The organism is Arenibacter sp. 6A1, from assembly GCF_012272855.1.
Taxonomy (GTDB): Bacteria; Bacteroidota; Bacteroidia; order Flavobacteriales; family Flavobacteriaceae; genus Arenibacter.
On record NZ_JAAXCQ010000011.1, the window covers coordinates 156,539 to 181,477 of the forward strand.

Annotated in this window: 22 protein-coding genes; 15 read left to right on the forward strand and 7 right to left on the reverse strand. The window is 38.8% G+C overall.

From position 1 onward, the window contains the following. Positions 1–21: 21 nt before the first annotated feature. From HCG49_RS11965 to HCG49_RS11975, 3 genes are all read right to left on the reverse strand, one after another. Positions 22–1,830 (reverse strand): DEAD/DEAH box helicase, encoded by a 1,809-nt coding sequence (locus HCG49_RS11965; protein WP_168469774.1) that lies wholly within the window; start codon positions 1,828–1,830, stop codon positions 22–24. Between the two features lie 167 nt (positions 1,831–1,997). Then, a complete protein-coding gene (locus tag HCG49_RS11970) occupies positions 1,998–2,642 on the reverse strand; it encodes a DUF4337 family protein (protein ID WP_168469775.1) in 645 nt (214 codons plus the stop codon). A gap of 11 nt (positions 2,643–2,653) precedes the next feature. Further along, positions 2,654–3,229 (reverse strand): non-canonical purine NTP diphosphatase, encoded by a 576-nt coding sequence (locus HCG49_RS11975; RefSeq protein ID WP_168469776.1) that lies wholly within the window; start codon positions 3,227–3,229, stop codon positions 2,654–2,656. A 114-nt stretch (positions 3,230–3,343) separates the two neighbouring features. Between HCG49_RS11975 and HCG49_RS11980 the strand changes: the two genes are divergently transcribed. The 4 genes from HCG49_RS11980 to serA all read left to right on the forward strand — a co-directional run bounded on the left by HCG49_RS11980 (position 3,344) and on the right by serA (position 7,328). Further along, positions 3,344–3,796 (forward strand): methyltransferase family protein, encoded by a 453-nt coding sequence (locus tag HCG49_RS11980; protein ID WP_168469777.1) that lies wholly within the window; start codon positions 3,344–3,346, stop codon positions 3,794–3,796. A 102-nt stretch (positions 3,797–3,898) separates the two neighbouring features. Then, on the forward strand, positions 3,899–4,516 hold the full coding sequence (locus HCG49_RS11985; RefSeq protein WP_168469778.1) for a SatD family protein: 618 nt from the start codon (positions 3,899–3,901) through the stop codon (positions 4,514–4,516). Beyond that, a complete protein-coding gene (locus HCG49_RS11990; protein WP_168469779.1) occupies positions 4,513–5,214 on the forward strand; it encodes a DUF3307 domain-containing protein in 702 nt (233 codons plus the stop codon). Before HCG49_RS11985 ends, HCG49_RS11990 begins: the two co-directional genes overlap by 4 nt. 221 nt (positions 5,215–5,435) lie before the next feature. After that, positions 5,436–7,328: a phosphoglycerate dehydrogenase gene (gene serA / locus HCG49_RS11995; RefSeq protein ID WP_168469780.1), complete on the forward strand. Its 1,893-nt coding sequence runs from the start codon at positions 5,436–5,438 to the stop codon at positions 7,326–7,328. A gap of 1,140 nt (positions 7,329–8,468) precedes the next feature. On the opposite strand, the gene rlmH is transcribed toward serA, so the two are convergent. Then, positions 8,469–8,942: a 23S rRNA (pseudouridine(1915)-N(3))-methyltransferase RlmH gene (rlmH, locus tag HCG49_RS12000; RefSeq protein ID WP_168469781.1), complete on the reverse strand. Its 474-nt coding sequence runs from the start codon at positions 8,940–8,942 to the stop codon at positions 8,469–8,471. Positions 8,943–9,121: 179 nt separating this feature from the next. Between rlmH and nadC the strand changes: the two genes are divergently transcribed. Genes nadC through priA form a run of 4 tightly spaced genes read left to right on the forward strand, consistent with a single transcriptional unit; the run spans position 9,122 to position 13,852 of the window. Beyond that, positions 9,122–9,979 carry a carboxylating nicotinate-nucleotide diphosphorylase gene (gene nadC, locus HCG49_RS12005; RefSeq protein WP_168469782.1) on the forward strand — a complete coding sequence of 286 codons (858 nt, stop codon included), beginning with the start codon at positions 9,122–9,124 and terminating at the stop codon, positions 9,977–9,979. Next, positions 9,980–10,957, forward strand: a complete 978-nt coding sequence (locus HCG49_RS12010) for a YihY/virulence factor BrkB family protein (protein ID WP_168469783.1) — start codon at positions 9,980–9,982, stop codon at positions 10,955–10,957. Then, the gene (locus tag HCG49_RS12015; protein WP_168469784.1) at positions 10,944–11,381 is read left to right on the forward strand and encodes a DUF2147 domain-containing protein; all 438 of its coding nucleotides are present in this window, start codon (positions 10,944–10,946) and stop codon (positions 11,379–11,381) included. The genes HCG49_RS12010 and HCG49_RS12015 overlap by 14 nt, the downstream gene beginning before the upstream one ends. A 14-nt stretch (positions 11,382–11,395) precedes the next feature. Further along, entirely contained in the window at positions 11,396–13,852 is a 2,457-nt protein-coding gene (gene priA, locus HCG49_RS12020; protein ID WP_168469785.1) for a primosomal protein N', read from the forward strand. Here the strand turns inward: priA and HCG49_RS12025 are convergent, their stop codons facing one another. Beyond that, positions 13,853–14,545, reverse strand: coding sequence for a LytR/AlgR family response regulator transcription factor (locus HCG49_RS12025; protein ID WP_072763780.1), 693 nt, complete (start codon positions 14,543–14,545; stop codon positions 13,853–13,855). 230 nt (positions 14,546–14,775) lie between these two features. Here HCG49_RS12025 and rpsF point away from each other — a divergent pair, with 230 nt between their 5' ends. The 6 genes from rpsF (at position 14,776) to hisS (ending at position 21,262) form a co-directional block, all read left to right on the forward strand. Beyond that, positions 14,776–15,114 carry a 30S ribosomal protein S6 gene (gene rpsF / locus HCG49_RS12030; protein WP_072763782.1) on the forward strand — a complete coding sequence of 113 codons (339 nt, stop codon included), beginning with the start codon at positions 14,776–14,778 and terminating at the stop codon, positions 15,112–15,114. 2 nt (positions 15,115–15,116) lie between these two features. Further along, on the forward strand, positions 15,117–15,416 hold the full coding sequence (gene rpsR, locus HCG49_RS12035; RefSeq protein WP_176225701.1) for a 30S ribosomal protein S18: 300 nt from the start codon (positions 15,117–15,119) through the stop codon (positions 15,414–15,416). A gap of 13 nt (positions 15,417–15,429) precedes the next feature. Then, entirely contained in the window at positions 15,430–15,885 is a 456-nt protein-coding gene (gene rplI, locus HCG49_RS12040; RefSeq protein WP_072763783.1) for a 50S ribosomal protein L9, read from the forward strand. A 101-nt stretch (positions 15,886–15,986) separates the two neighbouring features. Further along, entirely contained in the window at positions 15,987–19,154 is a 3,168-nt protein-coding gene (locus HCG49_RS12045; RefSeq protein WP_168469786.1) for a carboxypeptidase regulatory-like domain-containing protein, read from the forward strand. A gap of 151 nt (positions 19,155–19,305) precedes the next feature. Beyond that, complete coding sequence (locus tag HCG49_RS12050; protein WP_072763787.1) at positions 19,306–19,776, forward strand: DUF6495 family protein; 471 nt, start codon at positions 19,306–19,308, stop codon at positions 19,774–19,776. Positions 19,777–19,885: 109 nt separating this feature from the next. After that, the gene (hisS, locus tag HCG49_RS12055; RefSeq protein ID WP_168469787.1) at positions 19,886–21,262 is read left to right on the forward strand and encodes a histidine--tRNA ligase; all 1,377 of its coding nucleotides are present in this window, start codon (positions 19,886–19,888) and stop codon (positions 21,260–21,262) included. Here hisS and HCG49_RS12060 read toward each other — a convergent pair. Both HCG49_RS12060 and HCG49_RS12065 read right to left on the reverse strand, forming a co-directional pair. Beyond that, a complete protein-coding gene (locus HCG49_RS12060) occupies positions 21,257–21,805 on the reverse strand; it encodes an NUDIX hydrolase (RefSeq protein ID WP_168469788.1) in 549 nt (182 codons plus the stop codon). The two genes, hisS and HCG49_RS12060, sit on opposite strands and share 6 nt — an antisense overlap. Before the next feature lie 55 nt (positions 21,806–21,860). Then, complete coding sequence (locus HCG49_RS12065) at positions 21,861–22,949, reverse strand: M42 family metallopeptidase (protein WP_168469789.1); 1,089 nt, start codon at positions 22,947–22,949, stop codon at positions 21,861–21,863. A gap of 102 nt (positions 22,950–23,051) precedes the next feature. Between HCG49_RS12065 and HCG49_RS12070 the strand changes: the two genes are divergently transcribed. Next, positions 23,052–23,738: a DUF4294 domain-containing protein gene (locus tag HCG49_RS12070; protein WP_168469790.1), complete on the forward strand. Its 687-nt coding sequence runs from the start codon at positions 23,052–23,054 to the stop codon at positions 23,736–23,738. Positions 23,739–24,939 lie beyond the last annotated feature (1,201 nt).

Genomic DNA, 24,939 nt, shown 5'->3' on the forward strand with positions numbered 1-24,939 from the left:
ATTTTTTTAGTATAGAATTAACTAATATGAATCATTTTTTCTTTTGGTTCTTCTTTTTCCAGAAGAAGGACTGTTAGAAGAGCCTCCTCTGGAAGAAAAGCTACTTTCTCTTCTTCTTCCGCGACCTCCTCTGTCGTTGTCTCTATCTCTTCCTCCACCAAAGCTTTTGCCACGGTCTCTGCTACCACGGCCACGACCACCGCCGCCACCTGGGCTTTTAGATACTTCTACATTAACAAATCTTCCGTCTACCTTAAATTCGGTAAAGGTTTTCAGAATGTTTTCTGTTACGGCAGCGTCCGTGTTAAAGAAGGAGAAACTTTCTTTAACATCAACCTTAAAGATATCGTCCTGACCAAGGTTAACAGTGTCTCTTAAGAAATCTTTTAAAGACATCCAGTCGTATCCGTCTTTTTCACCTACATTGATGAAATATCTAACGTTACCATTGGTTGGTATTTCAGCCGATCTTCCTCTTTCACCTCTTTCACCACGTTCTCTTGGCTCAGCAGATTTTAAATCCTTTGCCTTGTTATAGTAGTTAAAGAAACGGGTAAACTCAACAGAAACGATTTTTTTAATCAGTTCTTCACGATCAATCCCTTGAAGAACATCGTTGATTGCAGGTAAGTAAACATCTACTTCGTCGTTTACTTTAGTATCCTTTATTTTGTTGGCCAAGTGATACAACTGAATCTCGCAAATTTCCATTCCAGTCGGAATTTTTTTGCTGATAAATTCTGTTTGTATTTTATTTTCAATGGCCTTAATTTTTCTCAGTTCACTTCTGGTAATGATGACCATAGAGATACCCGACTTACCAGCACGACCTGTACGACCACTACGGTGCGTATACGTTTCAATTTCGTCAGGTAATTGGTAGTTGATTACGTGGGTAATATCATCTACGTCAATACCACGGGCAGCAACATCGGTTGCTACCAACATTTGTATTTGTTTCTTACGGAAAGAGTTCATTACCAAATCTCTTTGGTTCTGGCTTAAATCGCCGTGCAGAGCTCCGGCATTGTATCCGTCTTCAATTAATTTTTCGGCAACCTTTTGCGTATCTCTTTTCGTTCTACAGAAAATAACCGAAAATATATCTGGATTGGTATCTGCTAATCTTTTTAAAGCAGCGTAACGATCTCCTCCACCTACAACATAATATTCGTGTTGTACGGTATTGGCTCCAGAGTTTTTAGAACCTACAGTGATTTCCTGTGGGGAGTTCATGAATTTTTTAGCGATAACCGAAACTTCTCTCGGCATGGTAGCTGAAAATAACCAAGTAGATTTTTCTTTTGGAGTATTGGATAAAATATCCTTAATATCCTCGAAAAAGCCCATGTTAAGCATTTCATCGGCCTCATCTAATACACAGTAGTCTATTTTAGAGATATCTACCAACCCACGGCTGATCATATCCTTCATTCTACCAGGGGTAGCTACAACAATTTGTGCTCCTCGTTTAACTTGTCTGGCTTGGTCTGTAATACTTGCGCCACCATAAATAGCAACAACGTTTAAACCTTTTTCGTATTTGGAATAAGCAACAAGCTCATTGGTGATCTGTAAACAAAGTTCCCTTGTTGGTGATAAAATCAATCCTTGGGTAGTTCTGCTTGCGCTATCAATTTTTTGGATAAGTGGAAAACCAAAGGCAGCTGTCTTTCCTGTCCCAGTTTGGGCAAGGGCAACTAAATCTGTTTCGCTTTCTAATAAGATTGGAATCGCTTTTTCTTGAACTTCAGAAGGAGCTTCAAATCCTAAATCAGTAATAGCGTTCAATAAGGACGGAGTTAGCCCTAATTCTTCGAATTTTGTCATAATAAGTTATAAAATAATCGCAAATATGTATGTTGAGTAGAGCGATTATTTATATAACCCTTTTTAGACTCCGGTCAACACATGCTATACCAGCGGCGTTAATTAAGGGGGCAAAGGTACTGCTATTTATTTAATAACTACGTTTTTTTTGTAAATTAGTGATATTTTTATGGAAATACCCAGAAGCCATAAGCAGCAGCAGTGATGCCTAAAATACCTAAAAACAAGGTTAAGGAGGTGAATATATTGGCTTGATTTTTATTGTAGTTTACTATAATAGAAAGGATTCCCATCACTAAACAAACTTGGAAAAATAATATTCCCAAGTTAAATACCTGTGAAGCGCTGCCGTACTCTCTAATGAGTTTTTCCCATTCTTTTACCCCTACGATAACCCCCATTTCTCCATCTAAGTCTTGAGCCCAATACGCTTGAGGTATATTGGAGGAGCCGACTAAAATTTCTGTTTTTTCTGCTGCGTATTTATGAACCAATGTTTTGGTGTGATCTAGTTTTTCCTTAAAGGGTGATAAAGAGTTGTTCGTTACAATAGAGGCCTCGTTTATTATGTTTAAAAGGCTTAATTCGCTTTCTTTTATACTTTGTTTTACGCTTTTAGCTTGGTACCACGCCGTATGATCGACAAACATGCTTTGGGCTATCATTAGATCTTCTTCCAATTTATTGTTGGCCATTTCTGTCATAGCCATAAACAATGCAAATACCGCAACCAAATAGCCGCCCAAAGTCTCTGTTCGTAGCTTGGGTAAGGAAAAAGGGGGCTTAGATGTCCTTGGTGTTGTTTCTGACATAATTTATGGATTTATTGGTTTTTAAAATAAGCAAGTAGTTGTTGAATAGCTCGACCTCTATGGCTTATTTTGTTTTTGAGGGCAATTGGGAACTCGGCAAATGTTTTTTCGTATCCGGTAGGCTTAAAAACAGGATCGTAACCAAAGCCCCCTTCGCCATGTCGTTGGTGGGTAATCTCGCCTTCTACAATGCCTTTGAAAAGTAATTCCTGTCCGTTTATATTTAAGGCAATGACCGTTTTAAAGTGTGCGGCTCTATTGGTACTGTTTTTTAGTTCTTCCAAAAGCTTTGTGATATTGTCTTCCGAGCTTTTCTGCTCTCCCGCATAACGGGCAGAATATACGCCCGGGGCTCCGTTTAAGGCGTCTACCAATAAGCCGGTGTCGTCTGCAAAACATGGGTAACCGTAGTTATCGGTTACAAATTTAGCCTTTAAGATAGCATTGCCTTCTAAGTCTTCCGCGGTTTCCGGGATCTCCTCTGTACATCCAATGTCCGTAAGGGATAGTAGTTCTATGTCATCAGGGAGTAGGAGCTGTACCTCTTTGAGCTTGTTGTTGTTATGGGTGGCGAATACGAGTTGCATGGAGTTAAAAGTCTCTGTTAAAGTGTTTTTGCGGTGAATTTAAAAAAACTTTTGGGATTAATAGTTTAAGAGTGTTGAAAAGTGTTAAATTTATTGTTTTGTTATTCTTGTTGTATGAAAATAAAAATACCTCCAGTGGGAGTGGTACTTGTGTTTGCCTTATTGATGTACCTGCTTGCAATTGTATTGCCTGTGGGTGATTTTGAGTTCTTTGGAAGAAATTATCTGATTTTTATATTGGTGGGTATGGCTGTTTTAATAGCCTTTGTTTCTTTGTTTCAATTTGTTAAATTTAAAACATCAATTGATCCCTTACAACCTGGCAAAGCATCTCGGTTGGTAACGACTGGATTGTATAGTTATTCTAGAAATCCTATGTATTTGGCTTTATTGCTGCTATTGTTAGCATGGGGATTGTGGCTGGGAAATGCCTTTAATACCCTGCTGGCTGCTGGCTTTGTTTATTTTATGAATGCGTATCAAATTCTGCCAGAAGAGGAAGTCTTGTCGAAAAAATTTGGTAAAGACTACCAAAAATACTGTTTGGCCGTAAGGCGCTGGTTTTAGGAGTGATAGGTGTATTTCGGATAGGGTGTTGGTATAGAAGTAGCTTATAAGTTTTAATATTAGCTTTTTAGCTTATAATTGAATATATTAGTCTTTTAGCTTATGAAAGTAATCGCAATACTTACCGGAGATATTGTCAATTCTGAACAATCAGAGGTGATCCAATGGATGACGATGTTAAAGAAGCGTCTAAATCAATTGGGGACAACACCAATAGATTGGGAGATTTATAGGGGTGATGAGTTTCAGATCAGAACAAGTCCTGAAGACGCTTTAATAATTGCCATTGGAATTAAAGCGCTGATAAAAACAGTGAAAAATCTCGATGTGCGCATAGGAATCGGGATCGGCGAAGAAAATTTTGAAGGGAGTAGTGTTAGTCAGTCCAACGGTAAGGCTCATCAGCGTTCGGGCAGGGTTTTTGAAACCTTAAAAAAACAAAAATTAAATTTAGCGATCGCTACAGGGGATTTAAAAAAAGATAAGGCTTTAAATCTTGTATTGCGGTTAGCGCTCGATTTTATGGACAATTGGTCTGTAGTTACGGCCGAAGTAGTTCGGTTGGCCTTAGAGCAACCTGATGTCTCTCAGCAAGAATGGGCCGATTACTTAAAGGTACAGCAATCTGCCGTAAGCCAACGATTAAAAAGGGCGAGAATGGAGCTTGTTCTTGAGGTGCTGGACTTTTACAAGGAAACGGTCAAGGAATTCAATGCATGATACTATTTACAAAACTCTTTTTGGCGCATCTTATAGGTGATTTTCTGCTGCAGCCAACCCGATGGGTCATTCATAAGGAGGTGCATAAAATAAGATCCAAATACCTATACCTGCATATATTGGTGCATTTTGTGTTGACGATGATTTTACTCTGGAACCTTACTTTATGGTTTTGGGTCGTATTGTTAGTTGTGTCCCATTACCTTATAGATGTAGCTAAACTTTATATTAATCCATGGTTTAAAAATAAAAGTATTCCTTTTTTTATAGATCAATTTTTACATCTTCTGGTGGTTTATGTCTGCGCGTATACTTCCGATGTGGTGCCCCATACGTTGGCCTTAATGCAGCAAATAGATTGGCCTTTGGTTACTGCGATTATTTTTGTGGGATTTCCATCATCAATTATAATGACAAAATTGATGGAAGGGATGGCTAATAAGATAGAATTAGATCATAAATCCTTGCCGAATGCCGGAAAATACATTGGAATCATAGAACGGTTGTTTGTGTTTGTTTTTATGATCATGGGAAGGTGGGAAGTAATTGGGTTGCTAATAACGGCAAAATCGGTGTTTAGGTTTAATGATCTAAAAGAAAGTAATTCGCGAAAACTAACAGAATACATATTGATTGGCACCTTGTTGAGTTTCGGTTTGGCAATCATAACGGGAATTATCTATAAAGGCGGGTTGTAATAAAGGAATTTTAAGCCCTAGGATGCTATTTTCCTAGTTTTTTAGTAGAGTATATCCTGATGGCGGCCTTCGTTTTTGTCAAATCAACAATATTTTGGCTTAAAAAAAATCAATAATGCATTAACGAGGGTTTTTGTGTTATCGGAAAGTTACTTTTATGATCAAAGATGGGATTTGCAAATAATTAATTTATATTTTTGCGTCTAAATTTTTCAGAATAAATGGTTCAGGCAGGCAGAAAATATGTTTTTGATTTTGACAGTACATTAACTAGGGTAGAAGCCCTAGATGTGTTAGCGGAAATCACCCTTAATGGAAATTCTAATAAAGAAGAGATTATTCGTGAAATTCAGGAAATCACCAATCTGGGAATAGATGGGGATATTTCTTTTACGGAGTCTTTGGAAAGAAGGATAAAGTTGTTGAATGCTCATAAGAGCGATTTGGAGGTGTTGGTAGATCAACTGCGCGATAAAATATCTAAATCTATTGAGGATAACAAAGAGTTTTTCGAGACTTATTCCGAAGATATTTATGTGATATCCTGTGGGTTTAAGGAATTTATAGATCCAATTGTAAAAGAATATAACATTCCAGCGGATAGAGTATATGCTAATACTTTTAAATTCGATGAGAATGGAAAAATCATTGGTTTTGATGAAGCTAATGTTTTGGCTACCCATAACGGGAAAATAGCTTGTTTAAAAAATCTTGACCTAGATGGAGAGGTGCAGGTTATTGGTGATGGGTATAGTGATTATGTAATGCGTGAAGCAGGTATAGCAGATAAGTTTTTTGCCTATACAGAAAATGTACATAGAGAAAAGGCTGCGAAAAACGCAGATTATATTACTCCTAACTTAGATGAATTTTTATTTGTGAATAAATTGCCTAGAAAAATATCGTATCCAAAGAATAGAATAAAGATCCTACTTTTGGAAAATGTGCATTCAGATGCATTTGAAAACCTATCCAAAGAAGGTTTTTCGGTAGAATTGTTAAAAAGCAGTCTTCCAGAAGAAGAACTGATAGAGAAAGTTAGAGGGGTGCATGTTTTAGGGATACGTTCCAAGACCCAAGTGACTCAAAAAGTGTTAGATGCCGCAGATAAGTTAATGGCTGTTGGTGCTTTTTGTATCGGAACTACCCAAATAGATCTGGAAGCTTGTAAGAAAAAGGGAGTGGTAGTATTCAATGCTCCTTATAGTAATACTAGATCTGTAGTAGAGCTTGCAATTGGCGAAATTATTATGCTGATGAGAAGTATTTTTCCAAGAAGTACCGAAATTCATGGTGGACAATGGAACAAAACCGCGGCAAACTCTAAAGAAGTTCGTGGTAAAAACCTTGGAATCGTAGGGTACGGGAATATAGGGAAACAGTTATCCGTATTGGCAGAGGCAATAGGGATGAGAGTGTATTACTATGATGTTGCCGATCAGTTGGCCTTAGGAAATGCTATTAAATGCAATACTTTGGAAGATCTGTTGAATGTTTCCGATGTGGTTACTCTTCATATCGATGATAGTAAAACAAACAAAAACTTTATTGGTGAGCGCGAAATAAACCAAATGAAAGACGGAGCTATGTTGGTGAATCTTTCTAGAGGGTTTATTGTAGATATTGAAGCCTTGGTAAAAGCTTTGAAAAGCGGTAAAATTGCCGGAGCTGCGATCGATGTTTTCCCTGAAGAGCCAGGAAGTAATGGCGATTTCCATACTGAACTGCAAGGGTTGCAGAATGTTATTTTAACCCCTCATATTGGAGGAAGTACCGAAGAGGCGCAACGTGATATTGCCGATTTTGTACCGAACAAAATAATGGATTACATCAACTCGGGAAATACCGTAGATGCCGTAAATTTTCCCAATATAAGATTGCCTAAACAAAACAAATCGCACCGTTTTTTGCACATCCATAAAAACGTGCCCGGAATCATGGCGAAAATCAATAAGGTTTTGGCAAAGTATGATATGAATATCACAGGGCAATATCTGTCTACCGATAACGAGGTTGGATATGTGATTTCGGATTTGGATAGAGAATATAATAAAGAAGTGATTAAGGAGCTTAAGAAGATAGACAATACTATTAAATTTAGAGTGTTGTATTAATTAGTGAGGTAAGGAGTTTAAGGCTTCTAAGCTTTTTTTAAAATATAGAGTAGGATACTGCCCCGTCTGTTTACAGCGGGGCAGTTTATTTTTAAACAGTTTATTTTTAAACAGTTTCTTTTTCTTGTTTGCTTGGGGGTAGAGGGGTAGTTGAAATTAGGAATAGTTACTGGTTTTGTTAGGTAAACCCATGTTTATGAGCTTTCATGTAGCTTACGTAATGCTAACTTTTATAGGTTCTCCTATTGGGGCGACGAGAAGTATTGTGAAGGTGCTTCTTTCTGCTTTTTAAGGTAATAATAATATCTTGGGCGTTCCCCTAAAGGGGCGCTCTTTCCGCTATATCTTTTTTAGGCGGTCCAGCCCGCTAAAAAAGGATGCCGCTGCAATAGCTAACGCGGAATTCAGTGAATATTTATCCATAAACAAGAGAACTGGATAAAAGAAAAGAGAAAAAAGACTGTTAAATTACGAATTTGAGTGACTGGGGAGAAAGGGTAAATTTCAATATTCAATTAGTCATAGGACCGCAACCGAGTTGGACACTTGAACAATACAATTGTGGCATTTGGTGCCTTTATAGCAATTCCAAAATCACGTACATGATGCTATAATCATTAATAAAACCTATGATGAAATAGATGGCGGAAATGCCAAAAAATCCAACGGTCATTCTGTGGAAGAAAGTCGCCCAAATTAGGCGTCTCTACAAACGTACCCTTGGGGCGTCCTTTAATACTAATAATTCCCGTAATATGTCGCCACCATAGGACTGTGCTGATGGGTAATAAATACAATCCCTATTAATATGCCGCCCTGCTGGAGTTTTGAAATTAATCGATTCAAGATAACATTGATTCATGTCCAAATTAAAGTAATTCCCATAATACCCAATTTTCAAATTACCCCATTGGCACATTAAAATATTTCCCGTTTTCCCATTGCTAATTGTTTACTGCTTATTGTTCATTGATCTGCGCGTTAGGGATCGCAGCGGCATCCCCGCAGCAGGGCAAGGGATATAGCGAAGAGCCCGACCGACGAAGGAGGGAACGCCCAAATTATAATAACCGTAATTGGGTATAAATAAGTGTAAATGAGGTTTTTAGTTGTTTTTAAGTAAAGCTGTGTCCACGATCCTTATTGATGATGATAAGGCTCGTTTCTTAAGATCGTAAAACCTCGATATAGCTGCTCTATCATAAATAATCGTACCATTTGGTGGGAAAAGGTCATTTTTGATAAACTTATTTTTCCGACGGCCTTGTCGTAAACGGCATCGCTAAAACCGTAGGGACCGCCAATGACAAAAACCAACTGCTTTAATCCGGTATTCATCTTCTTTTGAAGGTATTTAGAAAACTCCATAGAGCTGTGCTGTTTCCCGTTTTCGTCCAACAAAATCATTTGGTCCGTAGGGTTTAAGCGGCTTAAAATAGCAATGCCCTCTTTTTCCTTTTGCTGACTTTCAGAGAGGTTTTTGGTGTTTTTTATGTCCGGAATAATTTCTAGCTCAAATTTTATATAATGGCGGAGTCTATTTTGATATTCATCCATTAATTGCTGCAATTGTTTGCTGTCTGTCTTTCCTAATGCAAGTAACTTTATGGTCATGCCGCAAAGATAATTTACAATTTTTAATCTAGATAGATATCTTTGGCAAACTTCAATTCCTATATTTGGGACTATGGGTTTATAGGGGCCTTATCTATAAAAGGTATTGGTAATTGTGGACTATAATTAGGGAGTAACTAAATAACATTTTAGTAAATTAGCATTGTAAAAATAAAAACATGATTTCAGAAGCACAATTTAAAACCGAACTGGATCTTATTATAAAAAATGCCATCCGTGAAGATGTTGGAGATGGTGACCATAGCTCCTTGGCATGTATCCCTAGCACAGCTAGCGGCAAAGCCAAGCTTTTGGTGAAGGATAGTGGTATCATAGCAGGGGTAGCGTTTGCAAAACAGGTATTTGAATATGTAGACAGCTCCTTGGAGATAGAAACCCTGATAAATGATGGGGATACTGTGAAATTTGGCGATGTCGTTTTTTATGTCAGTGGTAGTTCTCAAAGTATCTTAAAAGCAGAAAGGCTAGTGCTTAATGCTATGCAGCGTATGAGCGCTATTGCAACAAAGACCAATTACTATGTGAAGTTGTTGGAAGGGACCAAAACTAAAATTTTGGATACCCGTAAAACGACTCCTGGGATCCGAGCAATAGAAAAGTGGGCCGTTAAAATTGGAGGCGGAGAAAACCACCGGTTTGCACTATATGATATGATTATGTTAAAAGATAATCACATTGATTTTGCAGGAGGTATCACAAAGGCTATTGAGAAGACCCAAGAATACCTGAAAACCGCCAATAAAGATTTGAAAATTATAGTGGAGGCAAGGGACTTAAACGAGGTAAAAATAATTTTACAATCTCCAGGAATATATAGAATTCTTCTGGACAACTTTAATTATGAAGACACTAAAAAGGCCGTTCAATTGATCGGCGATCAGTGTTTATCCGAATCCTCTGGCGGTATCACCGAAAATACCATTCGGAAATATGCGGAATGCGGGGTTGATTTTATTTCGTCAGGGGCGCTAACACACTCTATTTATAACATGGACCTGAGCTTAAAAGCGGTTTAAATGTCGGCAGAAATAGAAAACGAACTTGCTAAGATTCCCATATTGAACAGCGTAGTGAAATTGCTGAAGCAATTTAAACTACCTGCCTTTGAAGGACTGTCATTTTACGATCTTATGGAGATGTATGTCCTTGGAATCGTAAAGGGCGCCGTGTCTTCTCGGGCCAGTGCTATTTCTTTCAGTCTTTTTCTGGCCTTGTTTCCGCTGTTGATTTTTTTAGTAACCCTGATTCCATTTATAATACCTTACCTAACGTCGGAGTTCACCAATTTTGATGCGGAGTTTTTAGAGTTTTTGGAATCCTTCTTACCGCGGGCTACAGGAGATTACTTTAGTGATATATATATGCAAATAAAGGCTCAGGAAAGGGGCGATGTCTTGTCCTCGGCCCTAGCGTTTATTACCTCTATATTTCTAATGGCCAACGGTGTAAATGCTATTTTTGGCGGCTTTGAGAATTCCTATCACGTGAGTCTTACACGCAATGTTTTTAGGCAATATATCTATGCCTTGTTAATAGGGATTTTGTTGTCTGTCCTTATTTTATTGGGGGCTGTGGTGTTTGTTTATTTTGAGGCATTTATCCTAGGTGGATTGAGCAGTTTAACCACGGGAGCGCATGAAGAACAAATAGATCTGGTGTTTGCTCAAGCGGGTAAATTTGTATTCTTGGGATTTCTGACCTATTTAATAACTGCTATATTGTACTACTTTGGTACTAAAGAAGGTAGGCAGACCAAGTTTTTTTCTGCCGGTGCGCTAATGACTACCATCTTATTTATGATTACCTCTTACCTTTTTGGGGTGTATGTAGAGAAGTTTGCCAGGTATAACGAGTTGTACGGTGCTTTGGCCGGACTATTGATATTACTGGTGTTTATATGGTTGAATGCTAATATTTTGTTGCTTGGATTTGAGTTGAACGCCTCCTTGAATTCCCTGAGAAAAAATTTAAAAAATTATAATGGAAAAGAGTAAGTTGATTTTATACGGTTTGATAGTTTTATTGGCGTGGCCCTCCTATGCTCAAAATGTTTTTGGGACATGGAAAACTATAGACGATAGAACGGGGAATCCAAAGGCTATTATAAATATTTATAAAGAGGACGGGCTCATGCATGGTCAAGTGGTCGAGATTTTAGAAGAAGGGAGAGAAGATGCCGTATGCACTAAATGTGAGGGAGATAGGCAAGGAGAGCCTATTTTGGGCATGAAAATTATTGAGGGACTGGAGAAAAATGACAAGGGAGAATGGAAAGGATCTACCCTGTTCGATCCAGAACAGGCGATGACCTTTAGATGTAAGATATGGTTGAATCCCGAGAATCCTGACGAACTTAAAGTAAGAGGCTATTTGGCATTTATATATCGTACCCAAACCTGGATTAGAGTAGGCGGATAGAAGAGAAAAAGAGTATGCAGTATTTTATCAACGTTGTTTTGCCGGTTCCTATTGAGAAACTTTTTACCTATAGTATTTCTGCGGAAGAGGCAGCAATAATAAGGCCGGGAATGAGGGTGGCAGTGCCCTTTGGAAAATCAAAAATATATACGGCAGTAGTAGCCGAATTGCACCAGACTCCGCCCGAAGCATACGAAGCGAAGGATATAGAGCATATTTTGGACGACTATCCGGTGATTACCGAGATACAGCTCAAGTTCTGGAAATGGATTGCTCAATATTATCTTTGTTCGGTAGGGGAGGTCTTTAGGGCTGCCGTTCCTGGTGCCCTCTTGCTGGAAAGCGAAACGCTTATTTTACGAAATGAAGAGGGAATTGTAGATGAAAATACACTTAAGGACGACGAGTATTTGGTGTTCGAAGCGCTTCAGCATCAATCTATTTTAAGGGTTCAGGAGATCAGTCAGATCCTCAACAAAAAAAATGTGCTGCCTTTATTGGATAGGCTGCTGCAAAAGAAAGTTATTGTGCTTAAAGAAGAGGTGTTTGAGCAGTACAAGCCTAAGATGGTGCGCTATGTGAAATTAGGAAAAGCACATAGCTCTGAGGAAGACTTGGCCGAATTGCTGAATTCCTTGACAAGAGCACCGAAACAAAGTCAGGTGGTACTAGCGCTATTTCAGCTTCAGGCAGTAAGTAAAAAACCGATTAAGGTAACCGATTTGGAAAAGGCAGCAAACTGCTCGGCTGCCAGTATTAAGAGTTTAATTGATAAAGAGATCTTGGAGGAATATCTTATTCAGACAGATCGAGTGGTGTTTGAGGGGGAAAAAGAAAATGCCGGCCTCAAATCCCTGAACCCTTATCAAGAAAAAGCACTTGAAGATATTAAAATTTCATTTCAGGAAAATAAAACAACCCTTTTGCACGGGGTGACCTCCTCCGGAAAAACAGAGGTTTACGTAAAATTAATCGACGAATATATCCAGCAAGGAAAACAAGTCCTTTATTTGTTGCCGGAAATAGCCCTTACTACCCAGTTAATTTCAAGACTGCAGAATTATTTTGGGGATAAGGTCGCTGTTTTTCATTCTAAATACAACGTACAGGAAAGAGTAGAGGTGTGGAACAATGTGCTGGGGAACAAACCCAAGGCCCAAATTGTTATTGGTGCCCGTTCGGCCTTGTTTCTTCCCTTTCATGAGCTAGGGCTTATTATTGTTGACGAAGAACACGAAAGTTCTTTTAAACAATACGATCCTGCACCGCGATACCACGCCAGGGATGCGGCAATTGTGCTGGCTAATTTGCACGGCAGTAAAATTCTATTAGGGTCTGCGACACCTAGTATGGAGAGCTTTTATAACGTTAAGACCTCAAAATACGGGTACGCACGGATAGATAGGAGGTATGGAGACGTGCTGATGCCCGACATGGAAATTGTCGATATTAAAGAGCAAACTCGTAAAAAACGTATCAAAGGGCATTTTTCGGAGCGGCTGATCGAAGAAATTACAGAGGCCCTAGAGCTTGGAGAACAAGTTATTCTTTTTCAAAACCGAAGAGGGTATGCCCCTATAACGGAATGTTCTACCTGTGGCCATTCTCCTCAATGTCCAAATTGCGATGTTAGTTTAACCTTTCATCAGCGTAGAAAACAATTGCGTTGCCATTATTGTAGTTATCATATGGCTTTGCAGAAAGCGTGCTTGGCTTGTGGAAGTGCTACAATAGATACCAAAGGTTTTGGTACCGAACAAGTAGAGCAAGAATTGCATGGCTTGTTTCCAAATGCTACCGTTGGGCGAATGGATTTGGATACTACTAGGGGCAAGCATGGATATGAAAGAATTATTACTTCCTTCGAAAGGCAAGAGATCGATATCTTGGTAGGAACCCAGATGCTTACCAAAGGACTCGATTTTAGGAATGTCGGATTAGTGGGGATCATGAATGCCGATACCTTGTTGAATTTCCCCGATTTTAGGGCTCATGAAAGAAGTTTTCAGCTCCTTACCCAGGTAGCAGGAAGGGCTGGGAGAACACAGAAAAGAGGGAAAGTGATTATTCAGAGTTATAATCCTTATCACCAGATATTACAACAAGTGACAACGAGTGATTTTAAGGGGATGTTTCAAGAGCAGTTATATGAAAGAGAGCAGTTTAAGTATCCGCCAATTAATAGGATTATAAAGATAACCTTTAAGCATAAAGATTATAATAAGCTCAATGAAGCTGCCGAGTGGTTTACTCAATCCTTGAGAAACGTATTTGGAGATAATGTGTTAGGTCCAGAATATCCGCCCGTGTCCCGAATTAGAAATCTATACCTTAAAAATGCCATGCTGAAAATACACAAGGATTATTCCTTGGGCAGGACAAAAAATAGCATTAAAAAAATAGAGAATTCATTTAATGCTATCGCCCAATTCCGGGGCGTTCGTATAATTTATAATGTAGATCACATTTAATTAAAAATTGTTCAAAGCTTCGGCAAGTTCAGTTTTTTTGTTTCTACTTAAAGGTATTTGTTTTCCGCTAACTTCTACGTTTTTGCTGTTAAACTTCTCTACTTTTTCTAAATTGACGATATAGGATTTGTGAATCCTTAAGAATTTGTCTTCCGGCAATTGTTTTTCAAAAGATTTCATGGTCGATAAGATGACGATATTCGCATCATCGGTAACCAATTTGATATAGTCCCCCAAGGCCTCTATCCATTTAATTTCGTTAAGGATAACCTTTCTTTTCTTTAGGTTGCTTTTTACGAAAATGTGCTCTTCGTCCTCACTTACCTTATTGATTTGTTCGTATTTTAAAACTGCTCTCTTTACAGAGGCGTCAAAACGCGATAAGGTTATAGGTTTATGAAGGTAATCCGTTACATCGTACTCGAATGCTTTTAAGGCATAGTCCGGCTTCCCTGTAATAAGAATTACTTGTGGACTGTTATCTAAAGACTCTAAAAGATCAAATCCCGTAATAATAGGCATTTCAACATCTAGAAAAATTAAATCAATCTCATTGTTCTTAATCCCGTTCTTGGCTTCTATGGCATTGCTGTATTCCGCTACCAATGCCAAACTTGGATGATTGTTTACAAGTTTGGCGACCGCCATCCGCTGCATGGACGAATCGTCCACAATTATACATCTTAACTTCATAAATGGTTGATTTGTGGGGTTAAATCATCGACAAAGTACATAAAAATATGGGTGTCAAACAACAAAAGTTGTGAACATGGTCGAAATTGTTGTGTAGATGGCGATGACATTGGTTTAATTGATATTTTAGACTACATTAAGGTATTGTCTTATCTATAACGAAGATTTCTTTATTTTCTTGTGATTAGAACAATTAATTATTACTTTTGCAGACTTAAAAATATAAACATATGAGCAATTACGAAACTGTTTTCATTTTAAATCCCGTTCTGTCTGAGACTCAGATAGAGGAAACAGTTAAGAAATTTGAGGATTTCTTAATTAACAAAGGAGCTAAAATGGTAGCCAAAGAAAACTGGGGACTAAAAAAATTAGCGTACCCAATCCAACACAAGAAAAGTGGTTTTTACCATTTGTTCGAGTTTACAGCTGAAGGCGATGTTGTTTCTCCTTATGAACTAGAGTTCAGAAGAGATGAGCGAGTGATGCGTTTTCTAACTGTAAAATTAGACAAGCACGCCGTATCATGGGCAGAAAGAAGAAGAACAAAGTTAAAGACTAAAGCGTAAGGATTATGGCATCTATAGAACAACAAGCTAAAGGAAAAAAAGACGGAGAGATCAGGTATCTTACCCCGTTAAATATAGAGACTAATACTCAAAAGAAGTATTGTCGTTTCAAGAAATCTGGTATTAAATATGTAGATTACAAAGATCCAGACTTCTTAATTAAATTAGTAAATGAGCAAGGTAAATTGTTACCAAGAAGACTTACTGGTACTTCCTTAAAATATCAGCGTAAAGTGGCCGTTGCAGTTAAAAGAGCACGTCATTTAGCTTTAATGCCTTATGTTGGCGATTTATTAAAATAAAAAGAAACGGACGATGGAACTTATATTAAAGGAAGACGTACAGAACTTAGGTTTTAAAGATGATTTAGTGACTGTTAAAAATGGCTTTGGTAGAAACTACCTTATCCCACAAGGGTTGGCCGCTTTAGCTACATCTTCAGCAAAGAAAGTATTGGCTGAAAATTTAAAACAAAGAGCTCATAAAGAAAAGAAAATTGTAGATGCTGCCAAGAAAGTTGCGGAAGCAGTTAAACAATTGGAAATTAAGATTGCAGCAAAATCTGGTGCTGGGGATAAATTGTTCGGATCAATTACAAATATTGATTTGGCAGCAGCCCTAGAAAAAGAAGGACAATCAATTGATAAAAAATATATCGCTATCCAAGGTGGTGCAGTAAAAAGGACTGGTCCTTACAATGCACAAATCAGATTGCATAGAGAAGTTATCTTTGATCTTGCTTTCGAAGTAGTTGCAGAAGCAAAAGCTTAAGACTTAATTACATAGTAATTTTAAAGGCCACAGAAATGTGGCCTTTTTTTGTGTTACTTTTATAGAAACTGACCAAATGTTAATTCTAAAATCAAGTAAACATGAAAAAAAAGCTATTTCTGGTTGTTACATTGTTGTGTTTTGGCCAATTACTTCGAGCTCAGGTTACTACCGCCAATATTAGAGGCGTTGTTTTGGATGAGGAGGGCATTTCCTTGTTAGGAGCTAATATTGTTGCAGTTCATACACCTACAGGAACTAAGTATGGAGCAATTACCAATGAAGACGGACGATTTAATTTATTAAACCTTAGGGTTGGTGGTCCTTACGAAATTACTATTTCTTATATAGGGTATAAAAGCAGCACTGAAACGAATGTTTTTCTAAGTCTTGGTAGAACCCAGAACTTCGAAATACAATTGTTGTCAGATGCCCAGGCCTTAGAAGAGGTCGTGGTCATTTCTCAGCGTGGCACAGGTACTTTTGGAAGCGATAGGACAGGGGCAGAAACCAGTGTAGGGAGTCGGGAATTGACCCGTTTGCCCACGATTTCGCGTTCCGCGGCAGATTTTACCAGATTAGAACCTACCGCAAGCGGCAACTCCTTCGGTGGTAGAAACGATCAGTACAATAATTTTTCCTTGGATGGGGCCATTTTTAATAATCCGTTTGGATTAGATGCTCCTACCCCCGGTGGACAAACCGATGCTCAGCCCATTTCTTTGGATGCCATAGAGCAAATACAAGTAAGTACTGCGCCTTACGATGTAACACAATCCGGATTTACTGGAGCCTCTGTCAATGCCGTGACAAAAAGTGGGACCAACGAATTGCACGGTACCGTGTATGGGTTTTTCAGAAACGAAGACCTTACAGGAGGTAGGGTAAAAGGAGAATCGGTGGTAAAACCGGCCTTGTCCCAAAACCAATACGGTATAAGCTTAGGAGGGCCTATTGTAAAGGATAAATTGTTCTTTTTTGCTAATTTCGAGCAAGATATTAGAGACGATTTGGGTACCAATGGTTGGATTCCAAATACTGGTTCTGGCGCTGTAAACGAATCTAGAGTACTAGAAAGCGATCTGTTAGCGGTTCAAAATGCCTTGGCTGTTTTGGGATATGATACAGGAGCGTATCAAGGATTTACTTTTGGGGCAAAATCCCTTAAAGGAATTTTTAAACTAGATTGGAACGTCAATGATAATAACCGATTGGCCTTGATCTATAATTTTTTGGATGCCTCCAAGGAAAAACCGGCACATCCGACAGCAATAGCCTCGAGAGGACCTAATTTTACTACTTTGCAGTTCAGGAATTCAGGCTACGAAATTAATAATAAACTGCAGTCCTTTCAGTTAGAACTGAATTCTACATTATCCGATGAGGCTACAAATAAATTGCAACTAGGGTATTCCTATTTTGACGATTTTAGAAATCCCTTCTCTGCTCCAGCGCCCATAATTACCATTCAAGATGGCAGTGGTTCTAATTACATTATAGCCGGTCATGAGCCCTTTTCTATCAACAATACGCTAGACCAAAGAGTATTTCAATTAAGTAATAATCTTAGTTTCTTTAAAGGAAATCATACCTATACTGTTGGCTTCTCTTTTGAAAAGTTTCAGTTTAAAAATTCCTTTAACCTAATTAATTACGAGTCCTTTAATTTCGGTATTTTCCCGTATTTCGGAATGTTTTCGCCTTATTCAAGTGTGCAGGAGTTTTTGGATAATGCACAGCCTGGTGGAGTAGTAGAGCAGTATTTGGAAGCAACACAAAACTCTTATAACGCTCGAAATGCTGCAGGGGCAGGAAATGACGGCGGATGGAGGCTTTCGGAACTAAATGTGGGGCAGTTGGCATTTTATCTTCAAGATGAATGGAATGCTACACAAGACTTTAAGTTGACTTATGGGGTTAGGGTAGATAAGCCTCTTTATTTTGATACGGCCCGTTTAATTCAAAAGTATATCGATACGGATAATAGCGCCGTCAGAGATACTAGTATACCGTATTTTAATCCCAATACGGGAGAAGAGGTGTTCTTAAGTTCTACCACTATGCCCTCTTCAGATTGGTTGGTGTCTCCCAGACTAGGGTTTAATTGGGATATTAACGGAGACCGGGAAAATCAATTTAGAGGAGGATCGGGGGTGTTTACTGGTAGATTGCCGTTTGTATGGATAGGAAATCAGGTGAGCGGTGCCGATGATGGTTTTTTTCAATTAGTAGATCCCGACTTTAAATTTCCACAAGTGTGGAGAACCAATTTAGGGTTGGATAAAAGATTTGAAAACGGAATTATAGCAACGGTAGACGTGTCGTATACCAAAGATATCAATGGGGCACATGTGCAGAACTGGGGGCAACGAAACCCTTCCCTAACCTTAAATAGTCCGGGGGATAATAGGGCATATTACGCTGCTTCCGATAAGGGAAATAATGCCTATGTCTTTACGAATTCAGATAAAGGAAGGGTGTGGAGCTTGTCTATGAAAACTCAAAAGAATTTTCAGAATGGATTGTATGCCAGTTTGGCCTATAGTTTTTTAAATGCCAAGGATGTAAATTCTATCGAAGCGGAAATTACAGGTGATGCCTTCGACTTTAATCCTGTGGTAGGGAATTCTAATTTGGATGTTTTAAGTTATTCCAAGTATGGAGATACCCATAGGTTTATTGGGGTAGCTTCCAAACAGTTTGTGTATGGAAATGACAAATGGGCTACTACTATTTCTACATTTTTTGAGTACGCTCAAGGGAATAGGTATAACTATACCTATGCTGGAAATATCAATAATGATAGTTCTGGTCAAAACAACGACCTCTTATATATCCCTACGGCCAGTGAAGTAGAGCAAATGGCGTTTCCGGACAATGTACAAGCGCAGGCTTTTGAAGCCTATATCCAGCAAGATGATTATTTGAGCAAGCATAGAGGAGAGTATATGGACCGCTATGGGGCATTGACACCCTGGAGAGGACGCTGGGATGTAAAGGTCTTGCAGGATTATAAGTTCAGCCTTGGTGGAGATAAAACAAATACGATTCAGTTTAGTGTAGATGTGCTTAATTTGGGAAACCTCCTGAACTCTAATTGGGGGGTAGTCCAGCAACCAAATAATACAAGTCCGCTAGGGGTAAATGTAGATCCCGATACCCAAACAGCTACCTATAGCTTTAATCCTAACCAAACTAAAACAAATGGTTATGACGCCAGTCTTTTGTCCAGGTGGCAGGCACAATTTGGTTTGCGATATAAATTTTAGGATTATTGTTAATTTAATTTTTAAAAGGCTGGGCAAATCGCCTAGCCTTGTTATTTTTGCAGTTAAGTAAAAAGCAACACTATAAATTGTTGTTAAGGCATTCATCGTGGCAGGGAAAATGAACCAAGCCATGTAAGTAAGATTTATACAAATGAAATATACCAGACTCACCAGGCAACAGCTCGAGGAATTACATCAGGAATTTATTAATTTTTTGGCTACCCAATCTATAACGGGGGCCGAATGGGAAACCATAAAGAAAGAAAAACCAGAAGTAGCCGAAGAAGAGATAGATGTCTTTAGCGACTTGATTTGGGAAGGCGTATTGTCTAAGGTTGGTTATCTAGAAAATATATCGGCCCAACAAATGCATTTATTTCATTTGGCCGAAAAAGAAATGAAACTCATTTCAGTGAAGGTAATGAATCCAGAAATCGATCTCCGTACCGAGTTGGGATTTGGGTGGTTTAAAAAGAATTACCAATCAGATTTTGTGGAGTATTTAACCGCATCAAAAGCGTATACCGAAGATAAGAATCTAGATAAGTTTAATTTAATCAAACAAGGGGCGGTTATAACCAAGGGAGAATTGTATAAATGGTTTGATGACCTAATGCAATAAAAGGCATTTGCAGTTCAAAAGGTGTCTTTTCGTTAAAAGGATTGTCATCTAGTGGCTCGCTTTAAACCCATAAGTTATATCCAATAGTATTATACCACAATAAATTTTTATGGCACAGAAACCATCCATTGCTAAGGGAACAAGAGATTTTTCCCCTTCAGAAGTCAATAAGCGGAATTATATTTTTGATATTGTAAAGAAACATTTTAAGACCTTTGGTTTTCAGCCAATAGAAACACCATCTTTCGAGAATTCCGAAACCCTAATGGGGAAATATGGGGATGAAGGCGATAGGCTTATTTTTAAGATTCTAAACTCTGGGGATTATCTGAGGAAAGTAGATGATAAAACCTATGAAAGTAAAGATGCGACGGCCATGACCGCTAAAATTTCGGAAAAGGCCCTTCGTTACGATCTTACGGTTCCTTTTGCACGTTACGTGGTAATGCACCAGAATGAAATAGACTTTCCCTTTAAAAGATATCAGATTCAGCCGGTATGGAGAGCCGATAGACCTCAGAAAGGTAGGTTTAGAGAGTTTTTTCAATGTGATGCCGATGTAGTAGGGTCGGACTCTTTGCTGCAAGAAGTAGAATTTGTGCAGTTGTACGATGCTGTGTTTACGGAATTGGGATTACAAGGGGTAAACATCAAGCTTAATAATAGAAAAATATTGGCGGGTATAGCCGAAGTGATCGGTGAGCGCGACAAGTTGATAGATTTTACCGTAGCTTTAGATAAACTAGATAAAATTGGTATAGACGGCATTACCAAAGAAATGCGCGAAAAGGGTATTTCAGAGAAAGCTATTGAGGCTGCGGCCCCTTTATTTTCACTTAGTGGAAGTAATTTAGAGCAGTTGGCGGTGTTAAAGGACTTGCTTAAAGATTCTGAAGAAGGAAGCAAGGGCGTGTCAGAGCTGACTTTTATTATAGAAACTATAGCTTCCTTGGGATTGCAAACGGCAAAGCTAACCATTGATGTTACCCTGGCCCGTGGTCTTAATTATTATACCGGTGCTATTTTTGAAGTAGGGGCGCCAGAAGGTGTGCAAATGGGGTCTATTGGCGGTGGAGGCCGTTATGATGACCTGACCGGGATTTTTGGTTTGAAAAATGTGAGTGGAGTCGGAATTTCTTTTGGATTGGATCGTATTTATTTGGTGTTGGAAGAATTAAACCTTTTTCCAGAGGCTATAGATCAATCTTTAGAAGTCCTTTGTGTTAATTTTGGCGAAAAAGAAGGCTTGGCCGCACTAAAACTAGTGAGCCAGCTTAGGAAAATGGGCGTAAAATCGGACCTGTATCCTTCAGCTGCTAAAATGCAAAAACAAATGAAGTATGCCAATAACAGAAATGTTCCTTATGTAATATTGATTGGGGAAGAGGAATTGGAAAACAATACTTTTGTGGTGAAGAATATGGTGAAAGGCGATCAAAAGACGTATTCCCTTAATAGCCCAGAAGTGTTTATCAACGAATTATAGTCTTTCTTTAATGGCCTCGATAACGATTAGGTAATAGCCGGGGTCATGGGAAACGTACTTTTTAGAGCTGCTGTTTAATCGCAGTTCTTCTATAAATTTAGAAAGCGGAATAAGGGCCAAGGCCTTTACTTCGCTTTCTTGTTTTGTAAGGTTGTCTAAACCGGTCTTTAGTTCACATAAGAAGGTATGTCTAAACTCGCAATCTACCAAGGTGGCATGATGGCGGTGAACAGATTTAAAGACGCCTATTTTTATTAAATCCTTTTCAGAAATTTTTAAGCCTATTTCTTCCTCAACCTCCCTGACGGCAGATTGGAGTATGTCTTCCCCGGCACCAATGTGTCCGGCTACCGAGGCGTCCCATAGTAAAGGGTGGGTGTCCTTATTGTGTGCCCGTTGCTGAAGCAATATCTCGCCTTGTTTGTTGTAGCACCAAATAGTGACCGTGGGATGATAACAACCCTTTCTGTGGGCCTCGGATTTCATCATGGTCTTTCCTGTGAAATTTCCCTCCGAATCCAAAATATCGATCAACTCGTCCATGGTTTTTAAAAATAGCCTATAAAAAACCCTCCGCTAGGGGAGGGTTAATATGGTGTTAGTCAAAATAACTGAAAGTCTCGCCGTCCTTAATAGTCAACAAGGTTTCGTAAATAAGTCTAATGACGTTTTCTACGTCGTCTTGGTGTACTGTTTCTACGGTAGTATGCATATATCGCAGCGGAAGAGATATCAAGGCCGATGCTACCCCGCCATTGCTGTAGGCAAAAGCATCGGTATCCGTACCTGTGTGTTTGGAAGCTGCCATACGCTGAAAAGGTATGTTTTTGCTTTCGGCAGTTTCTATGATGCGTTCGCGCAATTTATTTTGTACCGCGGGAGCATAAGAAATAACCGGACCAGCACCTATTGCCGTATGGCCTTCTTTTTTCTTTTCAATCATCGGCGTAGTAGTGTCATGGCAAACATCGGTGACAATCGCTACATTGGGCTTAATGGTTTGGGTGATCATTTCGGCCCCTCGTAATCCAATTTCTTCCTGAACAGAATTAGTGATGTAAAGACCAAAAGGAAGTTTTACCTTGTTTTCGTGCAAAAGACGCGCTACTTCTGCAATCATAAAGCCTCCAGCCCTGTTATCAATGGCTCTACATACAAACTTATTGCCGTTTAATATCTGAAAAGTGTCCGGATAGGTGATCACACAGCCAACGTGTACCCCCATTTTTTCTACTTCTTTCTTGTCTTTGGCGCCTATATCAATAAAGATGTTGTCTAGTTTAGGGGCTTCCTCCTTGCTGCTTTCTCTGGTGTGTATTGCTGGCCACCCAAAAACACCCTTTACAATTCCGTTTTTGGTGTGTATGTTGACCCATTTAGAAGGGGCAATCTGATGGTCGCTACCTCCGTTGCGAATCACGTAAATAAGGCCTTCATCGGTAATGTAATTTACATACCAGGAAATTTCGTCAGAATGTCCTTCAATAACAACCTTGTATTTTGCCTCAGGATTTATAACGCCCACAGCCGTTCCGTAGGTGTCCGTAATAAAAGTATCTACATAAGGCTTTAAGTAATTCATCCATAATTTCTGTCCTTCCCACTCGTATCCGGTAGGGGAGGCATTGTTTAAATATTGCTCTAAAAAATCAATAGATTTCTTGTTAAGAATCTTCTTTGCGCTCATTTACGTATATTTTAAATACAAACTTAGTAATATTCACTTTTAATTAATAATAAGATGTCGGGTTTATGTTTAATTTTGACTTGGCATGTATTTTAAAATTCAATGAAAAATAAGCTAGTAGTAATAGTTTTTATGGTAATCGGATTTATCGGTTGGTCCCAAGTACAGGAAGAGCCTTTAGATTCCCTTTCGCAGCAGTATATAATTATGGAGGGCGATTCTATCCTTCAAAGTTCCATCGCTTTAAATGAGGTGTACGTTTTTGGAAAGCTCAATTTTTCCTCTTACAACGAAAAGTTGAGGTATTATATTTTGAGGCGTAAAACCATGAAGGTGTATCCTTATGCGAAATTGGCTGCCGAAAGATTGGTTGCCTTGAACGATAGTTTGGAGAATATAAAATCGAAATCTAAAAAAAGAAAGTATACCCGGGAGATACATAGGTATGTAGAGGACGAGTTTTCGGAGGAGCTTAAAAAGCTTACCCGTACCGAAGGTCAGATCTTGGTAAAGCTCATCTATCGCCAAACGGGGAATACGGCCTTCGATCTGGTGAAGGAATTGCGAAACGGTTGGCGGGCATTTTGGTACAATACCACCGCTAAAATGTTTAAGATAAGTATCAAAGAGGAGTTTCATCCAGATCAGGTGCACGAAGATTATCTTATTGAAGATATATTGCAACGCGCCTTTGCTGAATTTAGTCTGGAAAAACAACCTTCTGTGCTCGAGTTTGATTATGCTACCCTGACCGATATTTGGAAGGAAAAATCTCAATCTAAGAAATAGCTAGGTTTTTTTGAAGGTGTGATTATGGGCGTTCCCATAGCGGGGCGGGCTTTCCGCTGTATCTTTTTTGCCGGCCCAGCCGTTAAAAAAGGATGCCGCTGCAATCCCTAACGCAGATTTCAGTAAACAATTAAGGGTAAACACTAATCAGGGAAGTTCAATTGATTAGTGTGAAAATTCAACAATTGTTTAAAGTAGTAATTAGTAATGTAGCTAAAAAAAATATAGCCTACAATGCTTTAATGAATGGCTGGCGTGAACGTCGCGCTCGTGCCCGTAAAGAATAGGAATAGCGTTGCGGTCATGTTTTAGAACCATTCAATGTTATCATTATATCTAAGATTGCCTGTTCCGCAAAGTCTCCGACTTTGCGGTGCGACTTTGAGGTGTACTCTAGTTCGAGGTTCAAAATGTTGTATGCTGCGAAAGACTTAGTTGAGGGCGAATCTGACTGATTTCAATGTTAACTGTATTTTCTGTTCACCGTTTATTTGACCTATCCTTATATATAGGACCGTTGAACCCCCGATCGCTGGCGCGAGCGTCACGCTCGTGCCCGTACTGGAAAGGAACAGCGTGGCGGCCATAATTTAGATACATCCGATGCTATCATTATATATAGGATGGTGTGTTTTGTGGAGTAGGGGACTTGTCTATCGAGGTAAATTTCATAACATGCTAACGGTATAACAACATCTTGAATATCGCTATAGAAGGTCTAAAGAAACTCCATTATAAGGTATGGTGTAAAAAATATTTGGTCAATTCAATAATATTCGCTATATTCATTGGCCTTTTTAAAGAGGCTTTGTTTTGTAAACTTCTTGTTTTTAAGGGGTTAGCTTTAAGGTGTGATATTAATTTTGAAAACACCTGAAAAAAATCTTGTCAGAATTAAAAAGAGATGTATCTTTGCCCTCCGCTAGCGAGGCAATGCCGAGCAAACGGAAAAGGCGTTCAGAGCGTCATGTTCATTGAGTTTTGTTTCCGTTATCGGTTAAGAAAAAAGAAAGAAGTTAATTTTTTCTAAAAATCATCTCTGATATAAAAAAGAAGCTGTATATTTGCAGCCGCTTTAGGAAATAAAGCGAACGAGAAAAGAATAAAAAGTTCATAGACATATTGTAAAGACAGCGTATTTCTGATCTGGCGACAGATCGGGAATATTGAATAAAAATCGAAAACACGGGCCGGGCAATTA